Annotated in this window: 20 protein-coding genes; 5 read left to right on the plus strand and 15 right to left on the minus strand. The window is 73.5% G+C overall.

The window, feature by feature from the left end; genetic code table 11:
- Positions 1-68 precede the first annotated feature (68 nt).
- From AC3ET3_RS02630 to AC3ET3_RS02640, 3 genes are all read right to left on the minus strand, one after another.
- Complete coding sequence (locus AC3ET3_RS02630) at positions 69-824, minus strand: transposase family protein (protein WP_435611549.1); 756 nt, start codon at positions 822-824, stop codon at positions 69-71.
- 163 nt (positions 825-987) lie between these two features.
- Positions 988-1,587 carry a hypothetical protein gene (locus AC3ET3_RS02635; protein ID WP_435611550.1) on the minus strand — a complete coding sequence of 200 codons (600 nt, stop codon included), beginning with the start codon at positions 1,585-1,587 and terminating at the stop codon, positions 988-990.
- A gap of 582 nt (positions 1,588-2,169) precedes the next feature.
- Positions 2,170-2,844 (minus strand): DUF7919 family protein, encoded by a 675-nt coding sequence (locus AC3ET3_RS02640; RefSeq protein WP_435611551.1) that lies wholly within the window; start codon positions 2,842-2,844, stop codon positions 2,170-2,172.
- 137 nt (positions 2,845-2,981) lie between these two features.
- On the opposite strand from AC3ET3_RS02640, the gene AC3ET3_RS02645 reads away from it, so the two are divergent.
- On the plus strand, positions 2,982-3,335 hold the full coding sequence (locus AC3ET3_RS02645) for a transposase (protein ID WP_435611552.1): 354 nt from the start codon (positions 2,982-2,984) through the stop codon (positions 3,333-3,335).
- Between the two features lie 19 nt (positions 3,336-3,354).
- Here AC3ET3_RS02645 and AC3ET3_RS02650 read toward each other — a convergent pair whose 3' ends face one another.
- Positions 3,355-3,756: a hypothetical protein gene (locus tag AC3ET3_RS02650; protein ID WP_435611553.1), complete on the minus strand. Its 402-nt coding sequence runs from the start codon at positions 3,754-3,756 to the stop codon at positions 3,355-3,357.
- Between the two features lie 108 nt (positions 3,757-3,864).
- On the minus strand, positions 3,865-5,319 hold the full coding sequence (locus AC3ET3_RS02655; protein WP_435611554.1) for an MFS transporter: 1,455 nt from the start codon (positions 5,317-5,319) through the stop codon (positions 3,865-3,867).
- Positions 5,320-5,402: 83 nt separating this feature from the next.
- Here AC3ET3_RS02655 and AC3ET3_RS02660 point away from each other — a divergent pair, with 83 nt between their 5' ends.
- A complete protein-coding gene (locus AC3ET3_RS02660) occupies positions 5,403-6,059 on the plus strand; it encodes a TetR/AcrR family transcriptional regulator (RefSeq protein WP_435611555.1) in 657 nt (218 codons plus the stop codon).
- Between the two features lie 157 nt (positions 6,060-6,216).
- Here the strand turns inward: AC3ET3_RS02660 and AC3ET3_RS02665 are convergent, their stop codons facing one another.
- Complete coding sequence (locus AC3ET3_RS02665; RefSeq protein ID WP_432134972.1) at positions 6,217-7,266, minus strand: LacI family DNA-binding transcriptional regulator; 1,050 nt, start codon at positions 7,264-7,266, stop codon at positions 6,217-6,219.
- Positions 7,267-7,375: 109 nt separating this feature from the next.
- On the opposite strand from AC3ET3_RS02665, the gene AC3ET3_RS02670 reads away from it, so the two are divergent.
- Positions 7,376-9,676, plus strand: coding sequence for a beta-xylosidase/alpha-l-arabinosidase (locus AC3ET3_RS02670; RefSeq protein WP_432155413.1), 2,301 nt, complete (start codon positions 7,376-7,378; stop codon positions 9,674-9,676).
- Positions 9,677-9,754: 78 nt separating this feature from the next.
- The gene (locus AC3ET3_RS02675; RefSeq protein ID WP_435611556.1) at positions 9,755-10,849 is read left to right on the plus strand and encodes a peptidoglycan-binding domain-containing protein; all 1,095 of its coding nucleotides are present in this window, start codon (positions 9,755-9,757) and stop codon (positions 10,847-10,849) included.
- A 6-nt stretch (positions 10,850-10,855) separates the two neighbouring features.
- Here AC3ET3_RS02675 and AC3ET3_RS02680 read toward each other — a convergent pair whose 3' ends face one another.
- From AC3ET3_RS02680 to tsaB, 4 genes are read right to left on the minus strand one after another with little or no spacing between them, the layout of a single operon-like run.
- Entirely contained in the window at positions 10,856-11,113 is a 258-nt protein-coding gene (locus AC3ET3_RS02680; RefSeq protein ID WP_432134975.1) for a hypothetical protein, read from the minus strand.
- Positions 11,110-12,207 carry a tRNA (adenosine(37)-N6)-threonylcarbamoyltransferase complex transferase subunit TsaD gene (gene tsaD, locus AC3ET3_RS02685; RefSeq protein ID WP_435611557.1) on the minus strand — a complete coding sequence of 366 codons (1,098 nt, stop codon included), beginning with the start codon at positions 12,205-12,207 and terminating at the stop codon, positions 11,110-11,112. Before tsaD ends, AC3ET3_RS02680 begins: the two co-directional genes overlap by 4 nt.
- Complete coding sequence (rimI, locus tag AC3ET3_RS02690) at positions 12,200-12,676, minus strand: ribosomal protein S18-alanine N-acetyltransferase (protein ID WP_432135030.1); 477 nt, start codon at positions 12,674-12,676, stop codon at positions 12,200-12,202. Before rimI ends, tsaD begins: the two co-directional genes overlap by 8 nt.
- Positions 12,677-12,708: 32 nt before the next feature.
- The gene (gene tsaB / locus AC3ET3_RS02695; RefSeq protein ID WP_432134977.1) at positions 12,709-13,362 is read right to left on the minus strand and encodes a tRNA (adenosine(37)-N6)-threonylcarbamoyltransferase complex dimerization subunit type 1 TsaB; all 654 of its coding nucleotides are present in this window, start codon (positions 13,360-13,362) and stop codon (positions 12,709-12,711) included.
- 113 nt (positions 13,363-13,475) lie between these two features.
- Between tsaB and AC3ET3_RS02700 the strand changes: the two genes are divergently transcribed.
- Positions 13,476-14,030, plus strand: a complete 555-nt coding sequence (locus AC3ET3_RS02700; protein ID WP_432155416.1) for a hypothetical protein — start codon at positions 13,476-13,478, stop codon at positions 14,028-14,030.
- A gap of 150 nt (positions 14,031-14,180) precedes the next feature.
- Here AC3ET3_RS02700 and AC3ET3_RS02705 read toward each other — a convergent pair whose 3' ends face one another.
- The 5 genes from AC3ET3_RS02705 to AC3ET3_RS02725 all read right to left on the minus strand — a co-directional run bounded on the left by AC3ET3_RS02705 (position 14,181) and on the right by AC3ET3_RS02725 (position 19,209).
- Positions 14,181-14,399: a hypothetical protein gene (locus AC3ET3_RS02705; protein ID WP_432134979.1), complete on the minus strand. Its 219-nt coding sequence runs from the start codon at positions 14,397-14,399 to the stop codon at positions 14,181-14,183.
- Between the two features lie 161 nt (positions 14,400-14,560).
- Positions 14,561-15,070 (minus strand): tRNA (adenosine(37)-N6)-threonylcarbamoyltransferase complex ATPase subunit type 1 TsaE, encoded by a 510-nt coding sequence (gene tsaE, locus AC3ET3_RS02710; RefSeq protein ID WP_432134980.1) that lies wholly within the window; start codon positions 15,068-15,070, stop codon positions 14,561-14,563.
- Entirely contained in the window at positions 15,039-16,283 is a 1,245-nt protein-coding gene (locus AC3ET3_RS02715; protein WP_432155417.1) for an alpha/beta fold hydrolase, read from the minus strand. Before AC3ET3_RS02715 ends, tsaE begins: the two co-directional genes overlap by 32 nt.
- A 63-nt stretch (positions 16,284-16,346) precedes the next feature.
- Positions 16,347-17,522, minus strand: coding sequence for an alanine racemase (gene alr, locus AC3ET3_RS02720; RefSeq protein ID WP_432134982.1), 1,176 nt, complete (start codon positions 17,520-17,522; stop codon positions 16,347-16,349).
- A gap of 253 nt (positions 17,523-17,775) precedes the next feature.
- Positions 17,776-19,209, minus strand: a complete 1,434-nt coding sequence (locus AC3ET3_RS02725) for an NAD(P)H-hydrate dehydratase (protein ID WP_435611558.1) — start codon at positions 19,207-19,209, stop codon at positions 17,776-17,778.
- Positions 19,210-19,224 lie beyond the last annotated feature (15 nt).

Consider the following 19,224-nt stretch of genomic DNA (forward strand, 5'->3'; position numbering starts at 1 on the left):
CGCAGGGATGACGAGCCGTCAGTCCCTGTCGACTCCACGCTTGGAAGGTCAGTGAGCCTTTTCCAACCTCACGCTGACGCGTGGTGAAGGACGAGGACGGCCTGGACGATCGCTGTGATGCGGTTGGTGCTGCAGCGGAGCTTCCGTAGGAGACGCCAGCCCTTCAGGGTGGCCATGGCCTGCTCGCCGAGGCAGCGGATCTTGGCGTGTGTGCTGTTGTGGCAGCGCTGCCACCGCTTGAGGCGACGGCCGCGGAAGGGCACCCGGATGGAGCCGCCGGCGCCCTGGTATGCCTTGTCGGCCCGGCACTTGAGGTGGGCGTCGGTGAGTGCTTCGACGATCCCGTGAGTGCGGGCGGCGGTCAGGTCGTGGGTGGAGCCGGGCAACGCGGGCGAGGCCCACGACAGGCGGCCGAACGGGTCGGTGAGGACTTGGATGTTCATGCCGTGCCTCTTGTGTTTGCCTGAGTAGTACGGGGCTTCGGCGGCGATCCGGTCGATCGGCAGCAGGGTGCCGTCCAGGATCACGAACGCCTTGGTCCGCGCGATGCGCATCGCCTCGGCCAGGGTGGGCGCGAGTGTGGCCAGCACATCGACGGCCTCGCGTATGTAGCGGTATGCGGTCGCGATGCCGATACCGGACCCGGCGGCGAGCCGGGCGTAGGTGTCACCACAGCGCAGACGGGCCAGGGCGAGCAGAGCCTGACGACCGGCGGTCAGACGCCGCCACCGGGTCCCGATCTCCTGCCGCCTGGCTGTCAGACGCTCGGTCAGGAACCGCAGGGTGCGACTGGACAGGTCGTTAGAGGACGGGTAGACCAGCACGCGAAACCCCTGGCGGACACGGGTGATCTTGGTCGAGAACCCGTCTACCGGGAGCTTCGTCGTTCCGCAGTTCCGTCCAACACGTGTGACTGAGCGCCTGAGTTGGCCGGTTGAGCGTTGACCGGGCAGGTGCGCCGTATCCCGTGCGGGCGCCGTCCCCGATCTACTCCACCGGCTCGCACCAGGCGGCGACGAGATCCTGGAAGCCCGAGAAACGGGTGCCAGGAACAGTCTCACCACTGAACGTCTCGCCGTTGAGCCAGCAGATGTCGAAGATGTCGGTCTCGGTGTCGAGGAGGCAGCACACACCACCGGTGGTGGCGGTGAGGTCGGTGAACACCTTCCTGACGCTCGCGGACTGCACGAACATCCGGCTCATACTCGAGGTAGCGGCTGTGAACTGCAGTGACGCAAAGTTCGGGTGCCATGCGGGGGAGAACCTGACCGTCAGGTAGATGTACCCGACCGACACCCGTCCCTGCTCGTCGACTCTGTCGGAATCGCGGAGGAAGCACTCGCGCACCGCGTCGTCGACGCCGACGACGATCGAGGTGTCCAGTTCGAGCGAGCCGCCTGCCGAACAGTCGACCGGTTCGCTCTTGAACTTCGAGGTGAACGGCACGATCAACTGCTCTCCGCCCGGCAGGGTCACCGGAAGCGGCGGCGTCTCGCGGCCTCGGGGCGCGAGCTCGGCCAGCCGGGTCAGCGCTCTTGCAACGTTCCGAGGGGGCATGAAGATCTCATAGCTGTAGTCCAGCCCCATACCGTCCCGCCTCCCCTGTCCTGAACCGTCATCCTGTCATGATCGGGATCGATCACCCAGTTGATTCCAACGTGGCTGGCTTCGTCCGGACGCAGTCGGCAACGAAGCGCTCAGTCACAACAGGCGGCCACCGCCGGCAGGTTGGAAGTGGCTCGGTGGTTGAGGCAGCCGCTGCAGGCGGCCCCACGAAGAAGATGAGGCGGGCCGCTTGTCGGCCTGCGCCTTCGATCGTTCACGGCACTCGCCCTCGGTGTTGCTTGTCCGCCACGATGCGCCAGTCCCACAGGGGGTCCGCTCGAAAACGAGCCCGCAACCTCACCAAAGGCGGCCAGCTCGCCGTGGTTCGTATCCGGCAAGCCCGGGACTCCGTGCAGAACGTCCATCAGAAGATCGCCACGCACGGCACATCGGGGTGCTCCAGCGTGATCGCCCGGAACTCCCCGATGCTCCGGCGAATCTCAGCGAGTCCCTCTTCATCGAACTCACTGTGCAATCCCGCGACACGTCCGCCCTCCGGGGGACTGAGGAGAACAACGGTAGGCAAGGCAACACGGATCTTCCTGACGGGTGCGGACGGCGGCTTCACCCCATCGCCGGGTTACTGGCCAGACCCGCCCGGACTTCGAGTGGTAGATCATTCTCGGGCATGCTCAGGTCCTGCCCGGGCATGCCTGAGAGGACCTCGCTCAGCGACCTCCCGATCTCGCGTCCCGTCAGGTCGACCAGTTCCTCGTCGAGGACGGCGAACTCCAGCGCGTCGAGAGCCCGGCGATCCGGCCAGTGAGCCAGGTCGGCGACGGCCCAGCAGCGCGCGATGACGTCTTCGGTCGGGTCCGACACGAGAGCCGCAAGACGCTCCGCGCGTGGGTCCCAGGGGAGCGGGCGGGTGTCGAGCAGGCTCTTCTGCAAGGGCGCGGGGAGCCGGTACCCGTGGTCGTGCACATAATGTTTGATCAAGACGGGTGCAGTGTATGTAAGGCCGTCGTGTGCGTAATACCGGTATTCACCGTTCCCGACTGCAGTCAAGCCGTCCACACAGAACTCACACTCGTGCTCACCCAATGTGCGACTGACCACCCGGCGAGATGCACGTTCGAACGCATCGACGACTTCCCGCGACATGGCGGGATGATTCCATCGCTGAATCCCGTTTTCCTTCCCGAGCCATCCAACACAGACCAGGGGAATCGGAAATTCCATGTACTCATAAGGCGACAGGTCGAGGCATTCCACCCTTTTAGCCATTCTCTCGTCCATAACGGGAAGGTGGCCCCAGCCGTGAGTCCGGAGCCACCTCAAGGACCGGCTGCCGACCCTTAGAGCTCGCAACACGATCTTGTTGAGGTGTCCTGGCCGGGCGTGACCGATGCGACGATTCGGCCGTTCGGGAGGGTGTGAGTACTCGGCCGTGGATCGTCGATGACGACGGCATCCCGCCGGTGGCCGGGCGCCCCGGCCGACCACGCCGCCGCCCCGATTCGCTGCTCGGGGACAAGGGATACGACTCCAACCCCACCAGCGAGGAGCTGCGCAAGCGGCGGATCCTGCCGGTGATCTCCCACAAGGGCGCCCCGAACATCAAGGGCCTGGGCAAGCTCCGCTACGTCGTCGAGCAGACCTTCGCCCTGCTCCACCAGTTCAAACGCCTCGCCGTCCGCTGGGAACGCCGAACCTTACTCCACGACGCCTTCGTCTCCTTGGCCTACGGCCTCATCTACTCGAGGCGACTGAAGAAACACCGATCATGATCGTGTCACGAGCTTTTGGCTACAACTCACACCACTCACCCAGAGGGCCGGCCGCCCGCATCTGCGTGAAGTCGTGCACCAGCTCCCACGCCCGATCGACATCCAGGACAAAGTCGCCCGTGAACACGGCGAATTCGTCCATGATCGGGACTTCGACCTCGGCACCCGAGGGCACGGTACCGTCTCCTACGAGCAGAGACATCCGCTCGGTGTCACTCATCAGGTGGACCACCGCGTGATTATCCCGGAAGGCCAGGATCAGCACCGGGAACTCCCTGTTCGGCGACCGAACCTCGAGGTACCCCTGGCCACAGGAACGCAGGTCGTTGAAGCGATCTGACAGATCCTTCACCTCTGAACGTCTCTCAACCGGATGGAAGAGTCCAGATTCCGGCGACGTCGCCGCCCACATCACGCTCATCCAGCCCTCTTCCCCACGCAAGCCGTCGCCCACGATCCAGAGCCACGTTCCCACGCTCCACCACGACAGGACTACTGGGACTGGGCAGCGTGATCGTGTTACGAGCTCTTAGCGGCGGCCGGCCAGTTCGGTACCTCGGCGCCGTTCGTCGGGTCTCGGGCCGCCGGACCCCGTGGAGCGCCCGGCGGTCAGCAGGCCGGCTGCCGCGGCGGCCGCCGTCATGAGGGCCGCCGCGGCCCAGTACGCGGTGCGGTAGCCGTCGACGAGTGCCTGGGGATCGCTCGTGGCGTACCGGGCCGCGGCGACGGTGACCAGGACGCCCAGGCCGATGGCGCCGCCGAGTTGGCGGGAGGTGTTCAGCAGGCCCGACGCCATGCCGGTCTCCGCCGGGGCGACGCCGTCGGTGGCCGCCGTGCCGAGGGGGACGAAGCACATGCCGGTGCCGACGCTGGTGACGAGGGAGGGCAGCAGCACCGAGAGCGCGTAGCCGCCGTCCGCCGACACCGTCAGCGCCCACAGGGCGAGTCCGGTCGCGCCGAGCAGGCCGCCGGCCGTCAGCAGTCGGCCGACGCCGAGGCGGCCCATCAGGCGGGTCGCGACCGCCGTGCCGACGACGATGCCCGCGCAGAAGGGCAGGAAGGCGGCGCCGGCCGCCGTGGGGCCGTAGCCGAGCACCCGCTGCACGTACAGGGAGGTGAAGTAGAAGGCGGCGAACTGGCCGGCCGACATCAGCAGCGCGAAGACGTTCGCGGCGAGGACCGGGCCGTCGGCGAGCAGTCCGAGGCGGAGCAGGGGGTGGCGGACCCGGATCTCGGTGACGGTGAAGGCCGTGAGCAGCAGCCCGGCGGCGAGCAGTACGCCGGTCGACCGCCATGAGCTCCAGCCGTGGGACTCGGTCTGGGCGAGGCCGAGGACGAGCAGTGCGGTCCCGGCGGTGACGAGCAGCGCGCCGACGAGGTCCAGGCGCGGGCGGTCCGCCGCGTCGGGTCGGCCGTCGCCGCGTACCGCGCGCCCGGTCACGGCCAGCGCGGCGGCCACCACCGGCACGTTGACCAGCATCACCGAGCGCCAGCCGGCCCAGTCGGTGAGCAGCCCGCCGGCCAGCACCCCGACGGCTCCGCCGACCGCGCCGGCCGCGCCCCACAGTCCGAGGGCACGGGAACGGGCCCGCCCCGGTGCGTAGGTGACGGTGATGAGGGCGAGGGCGACCGGCGCGAGGGCGGCGGCGCCGGCCCCTTGCACCGCCCGTGCGGCGATGAGCTGGCCGGGCGCCTGGGCGAGCCCGCCGGCCAGGCTCGCGGCGCCGAACACGGCGAAGCCGGCCACCAGCATCCGGCGCCGCCCCGCGACGTCGGCGAGCCGGCCGCCGAGCATCAGCAGTCCGCCGAAGGTCAGCGCGTAGGCGTTGACGACCCAGGCCAGCGAGGCGGGCGCGAAGCCGAGGCCGCTGCCGATGTCCGGCAGGGCGATGTTGACGACGGACACGTCGAGGGAGACCAGGAACTGCACGGTGAGCAGCACCGGGAGTAACCAACGGGATGGGTTCGTCCGGGAGTTCGACATGACGACGAGATTAATATACGCGTATAGAAAATTGCTATACGCGTACGGAAAACCGCCCCGAGGCGGCCGTGGAGAATGCTCGGGTGACAGCCAACGGAGAGAAGCGGGCGGTCGGCCGGCCCCGCCGGATCGAGCGGCGGCAGATCGTGGACGTGGCCCGGCGCATCCTTCAGGAGGAGGGCGTGGCCGCGTTGTCCATGCGCCGGGTCGCCAAGGAGGTCGGCGCCACCCCGATGGCGCTCTACCACCACGTGCGCGACAAGGACGAGCTGCTGATGCTGACCCTGTCGGGGACGGCGGCGACCGTGCCGCGCCCGGACCTGCCCGAGGACCCCCGCGCGCGGATCGTCGCCACGGCCGTCCACATGCACGGCGTGCTGCGGGAGATGGACTGGGTCGTCGACGTGCTGGGCCTGGGCGACCTCACCGACAAGGGCGCGCTGTGGATGACGGAGGAGATCGTCGACTCGTGCGTCGCCTGCGGGCTGACCCCCGAGCAGGCCGTGCACGCGTACCGGACCATCTGGTACGTCGTCTACGGGGCGCTGGTCTTCGCGCGGGCCGAGGCGCGCCGTGCCGCCGATCCCGGCCGGCGGCCCTTGTTCGCCTCCCTGCTCACCCCGGAGGACGCCGGGGAACTGCCCCGGTTGGCGGCACTGGCGGACCACTGGGAGGAGACGACCGCGGCCTACGACGTCGCCGAGCAGGTGCGCAAGGTCGTCGCCGGCCTGCTCCCCTGAGGAGCACCGGGCCGGCGGTCCGGGCGCCGTGACCGCCGACCGGCCTTCCCGGTCGCGACGGAGTCAGGCGCTCACAGCCCCGGCTATCGAAAGTTTCGACCTGACAACCGATTTACTCTGACGGAGGGCGAGGCGGTCCGCCACGCCCGTCAGAACGTCAACTTCCGGCCAGCGGCGGCGCCCCCGTACTCGTACGCACCACCAGACTGGTCGCCAACTCGACCCGGGTCGCCGCCGGTTCGTCCTCACCCGACGACCGCCCGAGTTCCAGCACCAGCCGGGCCGCCGCCTCGGCCATCTCGGTCAGCGGCTGCCGTACGGTCGTCAGCGGCGGCCCCACCCAGCGGGCCACCGGCAGGTCGTCGAAGCCGACCACGCTGAGGTCCTCCGGGATGCGCAGCCCCAGCTCGCGCGCGGCCTCGTACAGCCCGAGGGCCTGGAGGTCGTTGCCGGCGAAGACGGCGGTGGGCCGGTCGGGGCGGGCCAGCAGCTCGCGGCCGAGCCGGTAGCCGGTCTCGTGGTGGAAGTCACCGGTCTTCACCAGCCCGGGGTCGACCGGCAGCCCGGCGGTCTCCAGCGCGGCCCGGTAGCCGTCGATGCGGGCCCGGCTGCACATCATCTGCGGCGGACCGCTGATGGCGCCGATCCGCCGGTGGCCGAGCTCGACCAGGTGCCGGGTGGCGGCGAGCCCGCCCTGCCAGTTGGTGGCGCCGATGGACGGCACGTCCGCCCCCGGGTCCCCGGCCGGGTCCATCACCACGAACGGGATGGACCGGCTGGTCAGCAGCGCCCGCTGGGAGTGGTCCAGCCCCGAGAGCACCAGCACCACGCCGTGCGGGCGGCGCGCGGCGACCTGGTCGGCCCACGTCCGCCCGGGGGTCAGCCGTCCGGCGCTCTCGCTCAGCACCACGCTGAGCCCCGCGTCCCGGGCGACGTTCTCCACGCCCCGGATGACCTCCATCGCCCAGGCGCTCTCCAGCTCGTGGAAGACCAGGTCGATGAGCGGGGAGCGGGTCGCCTCGGCCCGCCGGCGCCGGTAGCCGTGGGCGCGCAGCAGCTCCTCGACGCGGCTGCGCGTGGCCGGGGCGACGTCGGCACGCCCGTTGAGGACCTTCGAAACAGTCGGCGCCGAGACGCCGGCCTCGCGGGCGATCTCCGCCAGGGTCGCGGTCTGCGCGCGCTTTTCAGCGGACTCGGAGGGTGTCATGGCGGCGATCGTATCCATACGCGGCCTCTTGACGAACCCCGCACGGCACCATAGGTTCCCGGAACATTCGAATTGACTTACGAAACATTCGAACCGGGACTGGAGCTTCATGACCACCGCCCCCTGGCGTGACCCCGCCCTGCCCGCCGCCGCCCGTGTCGACGACCTCCTCGCCCGGATGACCCCGGAGGAGCGGACCGCCCAGCTGTACGGCGTGTGGGTGGGCGCCGAGACGGACGGCGGCGGCGTCGCCCCGCACCAGCACGACATGACCACCGACTACGACTGGGACGAGCTGATCGGGCAGGGGCTCGGCCAGCTCACCCGCTCCTTCGGCACCGCGCCCGTGGACCCCGGCCTGGGCGCCCGGGCCCTCGCCCGCGCCCAGCGCCGGATCGTCGAGGCGGGCCGGTTCGGCATCCCGGCGGTCGCCCACGAGGAGTGCCTGGCCGGGTTCACCGCCTGGCGGGCCACGGCGTATCCGGTGCCGCTCGCCTGGGGTGCGGCGTTCGATCCGCCGCTGGTGGAGGAGATGGCCCGCCGCATCGGGCACGACCTGCGCTCGGTCGGCGTCCACCAGGGGCTCGCGCCCGTGCTGGACGTCGTACGCGATCCGCGCTGGGGCAGGGTGGAGGAGACCATCGGCGAGGACCCGTACCTCGTCGGCACGGTCGGCGCGGCCTATGTGCGGGGCCTGGAGTCGGCGGGCGTGGTCGCCACGCTGAAGCACTTCGCCGGGTACGCCTCGTCGGCGGGCGCCCGCAACCTCGCCCCCGTGCGGGCCGGCACCCGGGAGTTCGCGGACGTCACCCTGCCGCCGTTCGAGATGGCGCTGCGCGAGGGCGGCGCCCGCTCGGTGATGGCCGCCTACACCGAGCGCGACGGCGTCCCCGCCTCCGCCGACCCGGAGCTGCTCACCCGCCTGCTGCGCGAGGAGTGGGGCTTCACCGGCACGGTGGTCGCCGACTACTTCGGCATCGGCTTCCTCGAGACCCTGCACCGGGTCGCGGGCAGCCCCGAGGAGGCGGCCCGGCTGGCTCTGGAGGCCGGCATCGACGTGGAACTGCCCACCCTGAAGTGCTACGGCGAGCCCCTGCTGGCGGCCGTACGGGAGGGCCGGATCCCCCGGGAGCTGGTCGACCGGGCGGCCCGCCGGGTGCTGCTGCAGAAGTGCGAGCTGGGCCTGCTGGACGAGGACTGGCGGCCGGAGGCCCCGGAGTCGGTGGACCTGGACTCGGCCGCCAACCGGGCGGTGGCCCGGCGGCTGGCCGAGCAGTCGGTGGTCCTGCTGGACAATCCCGACGGGGTCCTCCCGCTGGCCCCGGACACCCGGATCGCGGTGGTGGGCCCGCGCGCGGCGGACGCGCTCGCCATGCTGGGCTGCTACTCCTTCCCCTCCCACGTCCTGCCCCGTCACCCGGAGGTGGACCTGGGCATCGAGATCCCCACCGTGCTGGAGTCGCTGCGCGCGGAACTGCCCGACGCGAAGGTGGCGTTCGCGCACGGGTGCGGTGTCCGCGACCCGGACACCGCCGGCTTCGAGGAGGCCGTCGCCCGGACCGCCGAGGCGGACGTGTGCGTGGCGGTGCTGGGCGACCGGGCGGGCCTCTTCGGGCGGGGCACCTCCGGGGAGGGCTGCGACGTCACCGACCTGGGACTTCCGGGCGCGCAGGGGGAGCTGCTGGACGCGCTGGTGGCCACCGGGGTGCCGGTGGTGCTGCTGCTGCTGACCGGCCGCCCCTACGCGCTGGGCCGCTGGCACGGCCGGCTGGGCGCCGTCGTCCAGGCGTTCTTCCCGGGGGAGGAGGGCGGTCCGGCGGTCGCGGGGGTGCTGTCGGGCCGCGTCACCCCGTCCGGCCGGCTCCCGGTGAGCGTGCCGCGCGTGCCAGGGGGCCAGCCGTGGACGTACCTCCAGCCGCCGCTGGGCCTCGCGGGCGAGGTCAGCAACCTGGACCCGACGCCGCTGTACCCCTTCGGCCACGGGCGCTCGTACACCACCTTCGCCTGGGAGGACTTCGAGGCGGCCGGTACGGCGGACATCCCGACCGACGGCTCCCACGACCTCGCGGTGACCGTCCGCAACACGGGTGACCGGGCCGGTGCCGAGGTGGTCCAGCTCTACCTGCACGACCCGGTCGCCTCGGTGACCCGGCCCGACGTGCGGCTGATCGGCTACCGGCGGCTGGAGCTGGCGCCCGGCCAGGCGCGCCGGGTGTCGTTCCGTTTCCACGCGGACCTGTCGGCGTTCACGGACCGGGACGGCCGCCGGATCGTGGAGCCGGGAGCGCTGGAACTGCGGCTGGGTGCGTCCAGCGCCGACATCCGGCACCGGTCCGCCATCCAACTCGTCGGCCCCGTCCGCGAGTTGGGCGCGGAACGGCGGCTGCACTGCGACACGGACGTGACGTAGTCTCGCGGGGGACCACAACCGGAACCCTCTGGTTCAAGCATGAATAAAATCTGGAGCCCTCATGGAGAGGTGCTGCAGATGAGCGAACCAACCGGCCGGGTCTGCCCGTTATGCGGCGCGCCCCGATCCCACCGAGCCGCCCCGACCTGCGCCTGCCCCCGCCTGGCCTCCGACGCCCACCGCAGCGAGCGCACGGCCCAGGCGGCGGCAGCGGAGGACTTCGACCCGGTGCGCATACGCCCGTTCGTGCACCTGCCGGACGGGGACGCGGCGCCCGACGGGGGAACGTCCCGGACGACGGAGACGGACCCGGCCCCGGAGACCGGCGAGGAGACCGGTTCGGGCGAGGAGACCGGTTCGGGCGAGGACACCGGCCCCGGCCGGGCACCCGGTCCGGGCGAGGACACGCGGACCGGCGGGCGGACCGGGGAGGGCGGCGCCGAGGAAGCCGGGGAAGCCACCCCGGAGACCGAACGCGGCGGGACGGGGGAGACCAGCGGCCCCGAGGAGACCGACGGGGGGACCCGGACAGGCGCCACGGCACGTGAAGGCGGCGGGACCCGGCAGGGCGGCGCCCCCGAGGACGGGCGCCGGGCGCGGTCACGGGGACGGGTGCCGGCCCTGGTGGCGGTGGGGATGGCGGCGCTGACGGCGGCGACGCTCGTCGCGGTGCTGCGGTACGAGGGGCCCTCTCACCGTACGGCGCCCGAGGACGGCCGGGCGCCCGTGCCCGGCGCCACGTCGGCGTCCGGGGAGGCCGCTCCGGCCCCCGCGCCGGTCACGAGCGCCGCACAGGCCGCGCCGAGCCCGTCGGCGGCCGGCCCCTCGGCGTCGAGCCGCGCACCGAGCGGCGGCCCGGCCCCGTCCCCCGGCGCGACGGCCCCCACCCTCACGCCGGGTCCGACACAGCAGCCGCCCAGCGACGAGGCGACGCCGACCGCGGTCCCGCCGACGGTCCTGCGCCCCGGCGACAGCGGCCCGGAAGTCACCGAGCTCCAGCTCCGCCTCGCCCAGATCGGCTTCTACCGCGGCGAGGCCGACGGCGCCTACGACGACGACGTGGCGAACGCCGTCCGCTCCTACCAGTTCACCCGCCTCCTGCTGACGGAGGAGTCCGGGGTGTACGGCACCGCGACCCGCGCCTCCCTGGAGGCGGAGACGACGCGGCCCTGACGGCCCTCAGTCCGTGCCGGCCGACTCGAACCGCCACCGGTGCACCGGACGGCTCACCAGACGGCCCTCCGGCTCGGGCAGTTCGGGCAGTTCGGCGTCCATGTCCGCGTCCCACCAGCTGATGACGAGGACCCGGTCGCCCGGGGCGTGGAACGTCTCGCGGCGCAGCGGCGGAGCGGCCAGCCGCTGCCGTCGGGCCCAGGCCAGCAGCTCCGGGCCGCGGCCCGCGACCGCCCGTGCCTCCCACATCAACGCCACGGTCATGCGTACAGGTTCTCCTCGCCGGCCTCGTGCACGTGGTCGTGGCCGGTCCCGTTCCCCGGCACGTGCGGGTCCGTCACCGGCAGCGACGAGTCGGCCGACAGCTCCCAGTCGGACACCGGCCGGTTCCGCGCCACCATCTCCGCGCCCAGCGCCGCCACCATCGCCCCGTTGTCCGTGCACAGCTTGGGGCGCGGCACCCGCAGCCGGATCCCGGCCCGCTCGCACCGCTCCTGGGCGAGCGCCCGCAGCCGGGAGTTGGCCGCGACGCCGCCGCCGATCATCAGATGGTCGACGCCCTCGTCCTTGCAGGCCCGCACGGCCTTGCGGGTCAGCACGTCGACCACCGCCTCCTGGAAGGAGGCCGCCACGTCGCGCACCGGCACCTCCTCCCCCGCCGCCCGCCGCGCCTCGATCCAGCGGGCCACGGCCGTCTTCAGCCCGGAGAAGGAGAAGTCGTACGCCGGATCGCGCGGCCCGGTCAGGCCGCGCGGGAAGGCGATCGCCTCGGGGTCGCCCTCCCGGGCGTACCGGTCGATGACGGGACCGCCGGGGAAGCCCAGGTCCAGCACCCGCGCGATCTTGTCGAAGGCCTCGCCGGCCGCGTCGTCGATGGTGGACCCCATCGGCCGGACGTCGGAGGTGATGTCGGACGACAGCAGCAGCGAGGAGTGGCCGCCGGACACCAGCAGCGCCATCGTCGGCTCCGGCAGCGGGCCGTGCTCCAGCTGGTCCACGCAGATGTGGGAGGCGAGGTGGTTGACGCCGTACAGCGGCTTGCCCAGCGCGTAGGCGTACGCCTTCGCCGCCGACACCCCGACCAGCAGCGCGCCGGCGAGGCCGGGGCCGGCGGTCACGGCGATGCCGTCGAGGTCGCGGGCCGTGACCCCGGCTTCCTTCAGCGCACGGTCGATGGTCGGCACCATCGCCTCCAGATGGGCCCGGGAGGCCACCTCGGGGACGACCCCGCCGAAGCGGGCGTGTTCGTCGACGCTGGACGCGACGGCGTCGGCCAGCAGGGTGGTGCCGCGCACGATGCCGACGCCGGTCTCGTCGCAGGAGGTCTCGATCCCCAGGACCAGGGGTTCGTCAGCCATTGATCTCGGTTCCTCGTACGGATGTGGTGGGGTCGGTCAGGCGCATGATCAGCGCGTCCACGTTCCCCGGCTGGTAGTAGCCGCGCCGGAAGCCGATCGGCTCGAAACCGAACCGCTCGTACAGCTTCTGGGCGCGGACGTTGTCGATCCGGCACTCGAGCATGACCTCGGCGCACTCGAAGGCCGTCGCCGCCCGCAGCAGTTCGGTGAGCAGCAGCCCGCCGAGCCCGGTGCCCCACTGGTCGCGGGCCACGGCGATGGTCTGCACGTCACCGGTGCCGCCGGCGGCGGCCAGCCCGGCGTATCCGACGAGGCGGCCGTCGGGCAGTTCGGCGACGAGATACCGCCGGCTCGCCTCGGGGCCGCGCGCGTGCGCCAGCTCGGACCAGAACATGCCCCGGGACCAGGCGTCCTCGGGGAACAGGTCCTTCTCCAGTACCAGCACGGGGTCGATGTCCCACCAGCGCATCTCGCGCAGGCGGAAGGTCGCGGCGGTGTCCGTCACTTGGGGGTGACCACCTTGTAGTTCTTGGGGACCTGGGCGTCCGGCCGGCGCAGGTACAGCGGCCGGGGTGCCTCCAGTTCCGCCCCGGCGGCCAGCCGTTCGGCGGCCAGCCGGGCCAGCGCGGCGGCGGAGACGTGCTCCGGCTCGTGCACGGCCGGGAAGGTGTCCGGGTAGAGCAGCGCGCCCGCCCCGACGGCGGGCAGCCCCGCGACCCGCTCCGCGATGTCGGCGGGCCGGTCCACGGCGGGCCCGGTGAGCCGGGTGCGCGCGTCGGCGTAGGTCGCCCAGTAGACCTCCTTGCGCCGGGCGTCGGTCGCCACGACGAACGGGCCGTCGAGATCGGAGGCGAGGGCGAGGCCGTCGAGCGTGCACACGCCGTGCACGGGGACGCCGAGCGCGAGGCCGAACGTGTCGGCGGTCATCAGCCCGACGCGCAGCCCGGTGTACGGGCCGGGGCCGACGCCGACGACGATGCCGGTGACGGCGTCGAGCCCGGTCCCCGCCTCGGCGAGGACCCGGTCCACGGCCGGCAGCAGCAGCTCGCCGTGGCGGCGGGCGTCCACCTGGCTCGACGAGGCGACGACGTCCGTCCCGTCGTGCAGCGCGACGGTGACGGCGGGGGTGGCGGTATCCAGAGCGAGCAAGAGCACGCGAACAGCCTACGGGTCCCGGGGCCGCCGGACAGCCGCACAGGTCGCTCCGGCGGCTGCTGCTACCGTCGGCGCAAAACGGACGTACGACGCGATATGTGAGGTGGGTGCGGGTGGCAGGCAGCAGCTCGGCATGCGTGGCCGGGCTCACCGCGGCGGCCCTGGCGACGGTCGGCTTCCTGGCGTGGCAGGCCGCCGAGAACGCCCCGGAGCGGCTCGCCGGGGCGCCCGCCGGTGGCGACGCCGCCGGGGCGGCCGCGGTCAGGGCGCCGCGCGAGCGGGACCCGGCCGCGCTTCCGGCGCGGTCCGGCACGGGTCGCCGGGTCGTGTACTCGCTGGGCGGCGACCGGGTGTGGCTGGTCGGCTCGGACGGCGAGGTGGTGCGGACCTTCCGGGTGTACCCCGGCACCGTGGAGCCGGCGCCGGGCGGCTACCGGGTCACCTCGCGGGCGGTCGCCGTCACCGGCACCGACGGCGCCCCCGTGGAGCACGTCGTCCGCTTCACCAGCGTCGACGGGCTGGCCGTCGGGTTCAGCGCGGCGGTGAGCGGGTCCACGGAGCCGCCGCTGCGCACGCTGCGGACCGGGGCGATCCGTGAGACCCGGGAGGACGGGGCGGTGATGTGGGACTTCGCGACGATCAGGCAGCGGGTGGTGGTGATCCGTTAGGCGCTGGCCCGCCGGGCACAGGCCCGTCAGCCGCTGGTCCGTCAGGCCACTTGTCCGTCGGACGCTGGCCCGTCAGGGACTGGCCCGTCAGGGCACAGGCCCATCGGTCGCTGACCCGTCAGGGCACAGACCCGTCAGGGCCCTGGCACGTCAGGCGCTGCGCGGGAGGTGCCGGGTGGCGTCGCCCTTCGGGTGCCGCAGCGTCGTGGCCGGTCTCGCCCATGCGGCGGAGCCGCACGGCGACTCGGCCGCACCCTCGGATGCCGCCCCGGCGGGGGCGGCCGGCGCGGCGGGGGGCCGCGAGACCGCTTCCGCCGCCGCGCAGGAGGCCAGCAGGTCGCTCATGGAGACGGCTGAGGGAGCGGTCATGGACGCCTCCTGAAGGGCGGGGGCGGGAGCGGTTAGGCAAACCTAACCACGAGCTGGGTACCATAGGACCACGCCCGGCACACCCGGCGCAACGTTTTGCCGACAGCCTGTCGGAGCGAGGCCGGGCCGACCTCCTCCCCGAGGAACCCGCGAAGGAACCCTCAGGCGGACAGCGCGCTCAGGTCCGCCGCCGCCCACCGCTCGCCGATCCCGGTCAGCGTCATCCGCCGCACCTCGTCGGTGGTGTCGCCGACGGCCCGGTGGATGACGACCTGCAGCCGGTCGTCGGTCAGCTCCTCGACCTTGCCCTCGCCCCACTCCACGACGATCACCGACTCGGGCAGCGACACGTCGAGGTCCAGGTCCTCCATCTCGTCGAGTCCGCCGGACAGCCGGTAGGCGTCGACGTGGACCAGCGGCGGGCCGTCCCCGAGGGACGGGTGCACCCGGGCGATCACGAACGTCGGTGAGGTGACCGCCCCCCGCACGCCCAGCCCCTCGCCGAGCCCGCGCGTCAGCGTCGTCTTGCCCGCGCCCAGCTCACCGCTGAGCATCACGAGGTCCCCGGCGCGCAGCAGCTCGGCGAGCCGGCGGCCCAGTTCCCGCATCTGCTCGGGCGAGGTGACGGTCAGCTCGGTCTCAGTGCGGGTGTGCGGTGCTGGTGCTTCCATAGCCCCCCACGGTAGCCCCTGCGGGTACGGCACCCGCGCGGGTGAGCAGGTCGGCGAGCCGGTCGGTGACCACTTCCGGGTGTTCCAGCATCACCAGGTGCCCGGCGTCCGGTACGAGCACCAGCTCGGCGTCGGGCAGCAGGTCGGCGATGGCCTCGCTGTGCTCGCTCGGCGTGACCAGGTCGCCGATCCCGGCGAGCACCAGCACCGGCATGTCCCGGAAGCAGGCCAGCGCGTCCGTCTTGTCGTGGTCGGTGAACGCCGGGTAGAACTCGGCGACGACGTCGATGGGCGTGCCCTCGATCATCCGCTCGGCGAACCGGGCGACCGCCGGGTCCACCTCGCGGGAGGCGAACGAGTACCGCTTGATGACCCCGGCGAACAGGTCGGCCGTGGCCCGCCGCCCCTTCTCCACCAGCGCCGCCTGCCGCCCCATCGCCCGCAGCACCCCGGGCAGGACCCGGCGCACCGCGTTGACGCCGGCGACCGGCAGCCCGAAGTTGACCTCGCCGAGCCGCCCGGACGACGTGCCGACGAAGGCGGTGGCGACCACCCGCTTCCGGATCAGCTCGGGGCACTGCGCGGCCAGCGCCATCATGGTCATCCCGCCCATGGAGTGCCCGACGAGCACGATCGGCCCCTCGGGCGCGGCCGCGTCGAGCACGGCCTTCAGGTCCTGGCCCAGCCGGTCGATGGTGACCGGCGGCCCGTCCTCCTCGGCCGTCCGCCCGGAGCGCCCGTGGCTGCGCTGGTCCCAGTACACGGTCCGGACGACCCCGCGCAGCGCCGCCCGCTGGAAGTGCCAGGAGTCCTGGCTGAGGCAGTAGCCGTGGCTGAAGACGACGGTGACCGGAGCGGGCGCCTTGCGGCCGAACAGCCGGCGCCGGCGGCCGCCCAGCGGGGCGTCCGGCTCGACCTCGTCGACCTCGTAGTACAGCTCGGTGCCGTCGTCGGCGTACGCCTTGCCCGGCGTGCCGCGCAGCGCGCCGAAGGGTCCGGCGGAGTCCAGCGCGAGCCGCGCCTTCTGCCGCATGCCCCGGCCCACGGTCATCCGTTCGATGGCCACGCCCGCCGCCGCGCCCGCGGCGATCACGCCTATCGCGGCGCCGGCGATGCCGGTCGCCCGGCGCCAGCCGCCCGCCTCCGCGGCGGAGGCGGCCACGACGGCCGCCGTCGCGACGTCCGCCACCGCCTCCGCGCTGCTCTCGCTCACGTACCGGTCCTCCTGACCACTGCTGCCTGCCGCCCACCGCGGCGGTGCCGCCCTGTCCCGCGGTTACCCCTCGGGGCCCTCGTTCACATGGACGCGGGGAACGCGTGGACCGATGCGCGTGACGATCTCGTATCCGATGGTGCCCGCGGCCTGCGCCCAGTCCTCGGCGGTCGGCTCGCCCCGGTCGCCCGGCCCGAACAGCACCGCCTCGGTGCCCGCCTCGGGCGTGTCACCGCCCAGGTCGACGACGAACTGGTCCATCGCGATCCGCCCGGCGACGGTCCGCCACTTGCCGTCGACCAGCACCGGGCCGGCGCCGGAGGCGTGCCGGGGCACCCCGTCGGCGTAGCCGAGCGGGACCAGGCCGAGGGTGGTCGCGCCGGGGGTGACGTAGTGGTGTCCGTAGCTCACCCCGTGCCCGCCCGGGGCGCGCTTGACCAGGGCGAGCGAGGCGGTGAGCGTCATGACCGGGCGCAGTCCCAGGTCGGCGGAGCTGCCGAGGGCCGGCGCGGGCGACAGTCCGTACATGGCGATGCCCGGCCGGACCAGGTCGAAGTGGCTCTCCGGGAGGGTCAGCGTGGCGGGCGAGTTGGCGATGTGCCGCACCTCGGGCCGCACGCCCCGCCGCTCGGCGTGTCCGGTCATCTCGCGGAAGCGGGTGAGCTGGGCGGCGATGGAGGGGTGCCCCGGCTCGTCGGCGCAGGCGAAGTGCGACCACAGGCCGGTGATCCGGATCAGCCCGTCCGCCTCTGCGCGCAGCGCCTCGCCGACGAGTTCGTCCCAGTCCCCGGGCTGGCAGCCGCCCCGCCCGAGACCGGTGTCGGCCTTGAGCTGCACGCGCGCCGGCCGTCCGGCGCGCCGGGCTCCGTCGACGGCCTCCCGCAGGGCCCACAGGGCGCTCACGGACACGTCGAGGTCCGCCTCGACCGCCTCCTGCCACGGCCCGCCCGGCGTCCACAGCCAGCACATGATCCGCACGTCGGCGGGCAGCCCCGCGCCGGCCCGCACCGCGAGGGCCTCCTCGGGCGTGGCGGTGCCGATCCAGCCGGCGCCGGCCTGGACCGCGGCCCGGGCGCACGGCAGCGCCCCGTGCCCGTACCCGTCGGCCTTCACCACGGCCATGAAGGCCGCCCCGGGCGCCTTGGCGCGCAGGGCGCGCACATTGGCCCGCAGCGCCGCCAGATCGATCTCGGCCCGGGCGCGCGACGGCGCGCTTGTCAGTCGTGCAGTCTCACTCATCGCGCCCAGTGTCTCAGAGGCCTCCGGCGGCGGCCGTGGCGCAGGGCTCCTGTGCCCGGGTGCAACGGCATCCGGCGGTTCCGCGGGCACACGCGGGTGAGTCTCCGGCGCGAGCGGCGCCCGACGGCGGGGACGAGCCAGTGCCGCGCACGCGCGCGTGAGTCGCACGGCACCAAGCTCTGTGCCTGGTACGGCTCCGCAGTGCCGCGCACGCGCGCGTGAGTCGCGGCAGGCCCGCGCAAGGTCGCGTGAGTCACCGCCGTACGTCTCGCCAGGCCCTGGGTACCGCCGCCGCCACGTCGTGGGCCCCGACCGGTGCGCCCGCCGCCGCCAGGCGGGCCGCGAGGCCGTGCAGGTAGGCGGCGACGCTGCCGGCGTCGCGGGCCCTCAGACCCGCCGCCAGCAGGGAGCCGGCGAGGCCGGAGAGCACGTCGCCGCTGCCCGCGGTGGCGAGCCACGGGGTTCCGGTGGGGTTCACCCGGACCGGTTCCCCGCCGGGCCCGGCCACCACCGTCGTCGAACCCTTCAGCAGCACGGTCGCCCCGTACGCCGCCGCGAGTTCCCGTACGGCCGCCAGCCGGCCCGCCTCGACCTCCTCGCGGGCGACGCCGAGCAGCGCGGCCGCCTCACCGGCGTGCGGGGTCATCAGCGTCGGCGCGGTCCGCGCGCGCACCGCGGCCCGGTCGGCGAGCCGCAGCCCGTCCGCGTCGATCAGCACCGGCACCTCGGCGGCGACCACCTGGCCCACGGTGTCCGCGTCGTCCCCGGCGCCCGGCCCGACGACCCACGCCTGCACCCGCCCGGCGCGCCGCGGCCCCTGGTCGGACACCAGCGTCTCCGGGAACCGGGCGATCACCGCGTCCCGCGCGGGACCGACGTACCGTACGGCCCCCGCCCCGCCGCGCAGCGCCCCGGCGACCGCGAGCACGGCGGCTCCCGGGTAGCGGTCCGACCCGGCGGCGACGCCCACGACGCCCCGCCGGTACTTGTCGCTCTCGGCGCCCGGCACCGGCAGCAGCCGCGCCACGTCCGCGTGCTGGAGCGCCTCCAGCACGGCCCGCTCGCCGGACAGGCCGAGCCCGATGTCCACCAGCCGCACGGACCCGGCGTACTCCCGGGCGGGGTCGACCAGCAGGCCCGGCTTGTGCGTGCCGAAGGTGACGGTCAGGTCGGCCCGGACGGCCTGACCGCGCACCTCTCCGGTGTCCGCCTCGACCCCGCTCGGCAGGTCCACGGCGACCACGGTGGCCGGCGAGCCGGCGGCACACGCGGCCAGCGCGGCGGCCTCCGGCCGCAGCCCGCCCCTGCCGCCGATGCCGACGATCCCGTCGACCACGAGATCCGCCCGCCGGACGGCCGCTTCGCCGCCCTCGGCGGCGACGGTGACGCCCCCGGACCGCCGCAGCGCCGCGAGTCCCGCGCCGTGCGCCCGTTCGGGTGACAGCAGGACGGCGGTCACCCCGGCGCCGCGCCGCGCCAGCCGCGCCCCGGCGAACAGCGCGTCGCCGCCGTTGTCCCCGCTGCCCACGAGCAGCACGACCCGACGCCCGTACACCCGCCCCAGCACCCCGGCGCAGGCGGCGGCCAGACCGGCGGCGGCCCGCTGCATCAACGCCCCGTCGGGGAGCCGTGCCATCAGCTCCCGCTCGGCGGCCCGCACGGTCTCCACGGAATAGGCAGTACGCATGAAGCCCAGTCAAAC

Source organism: Streptomyces sp. bgisy159 (assembly GCF_057707805.1).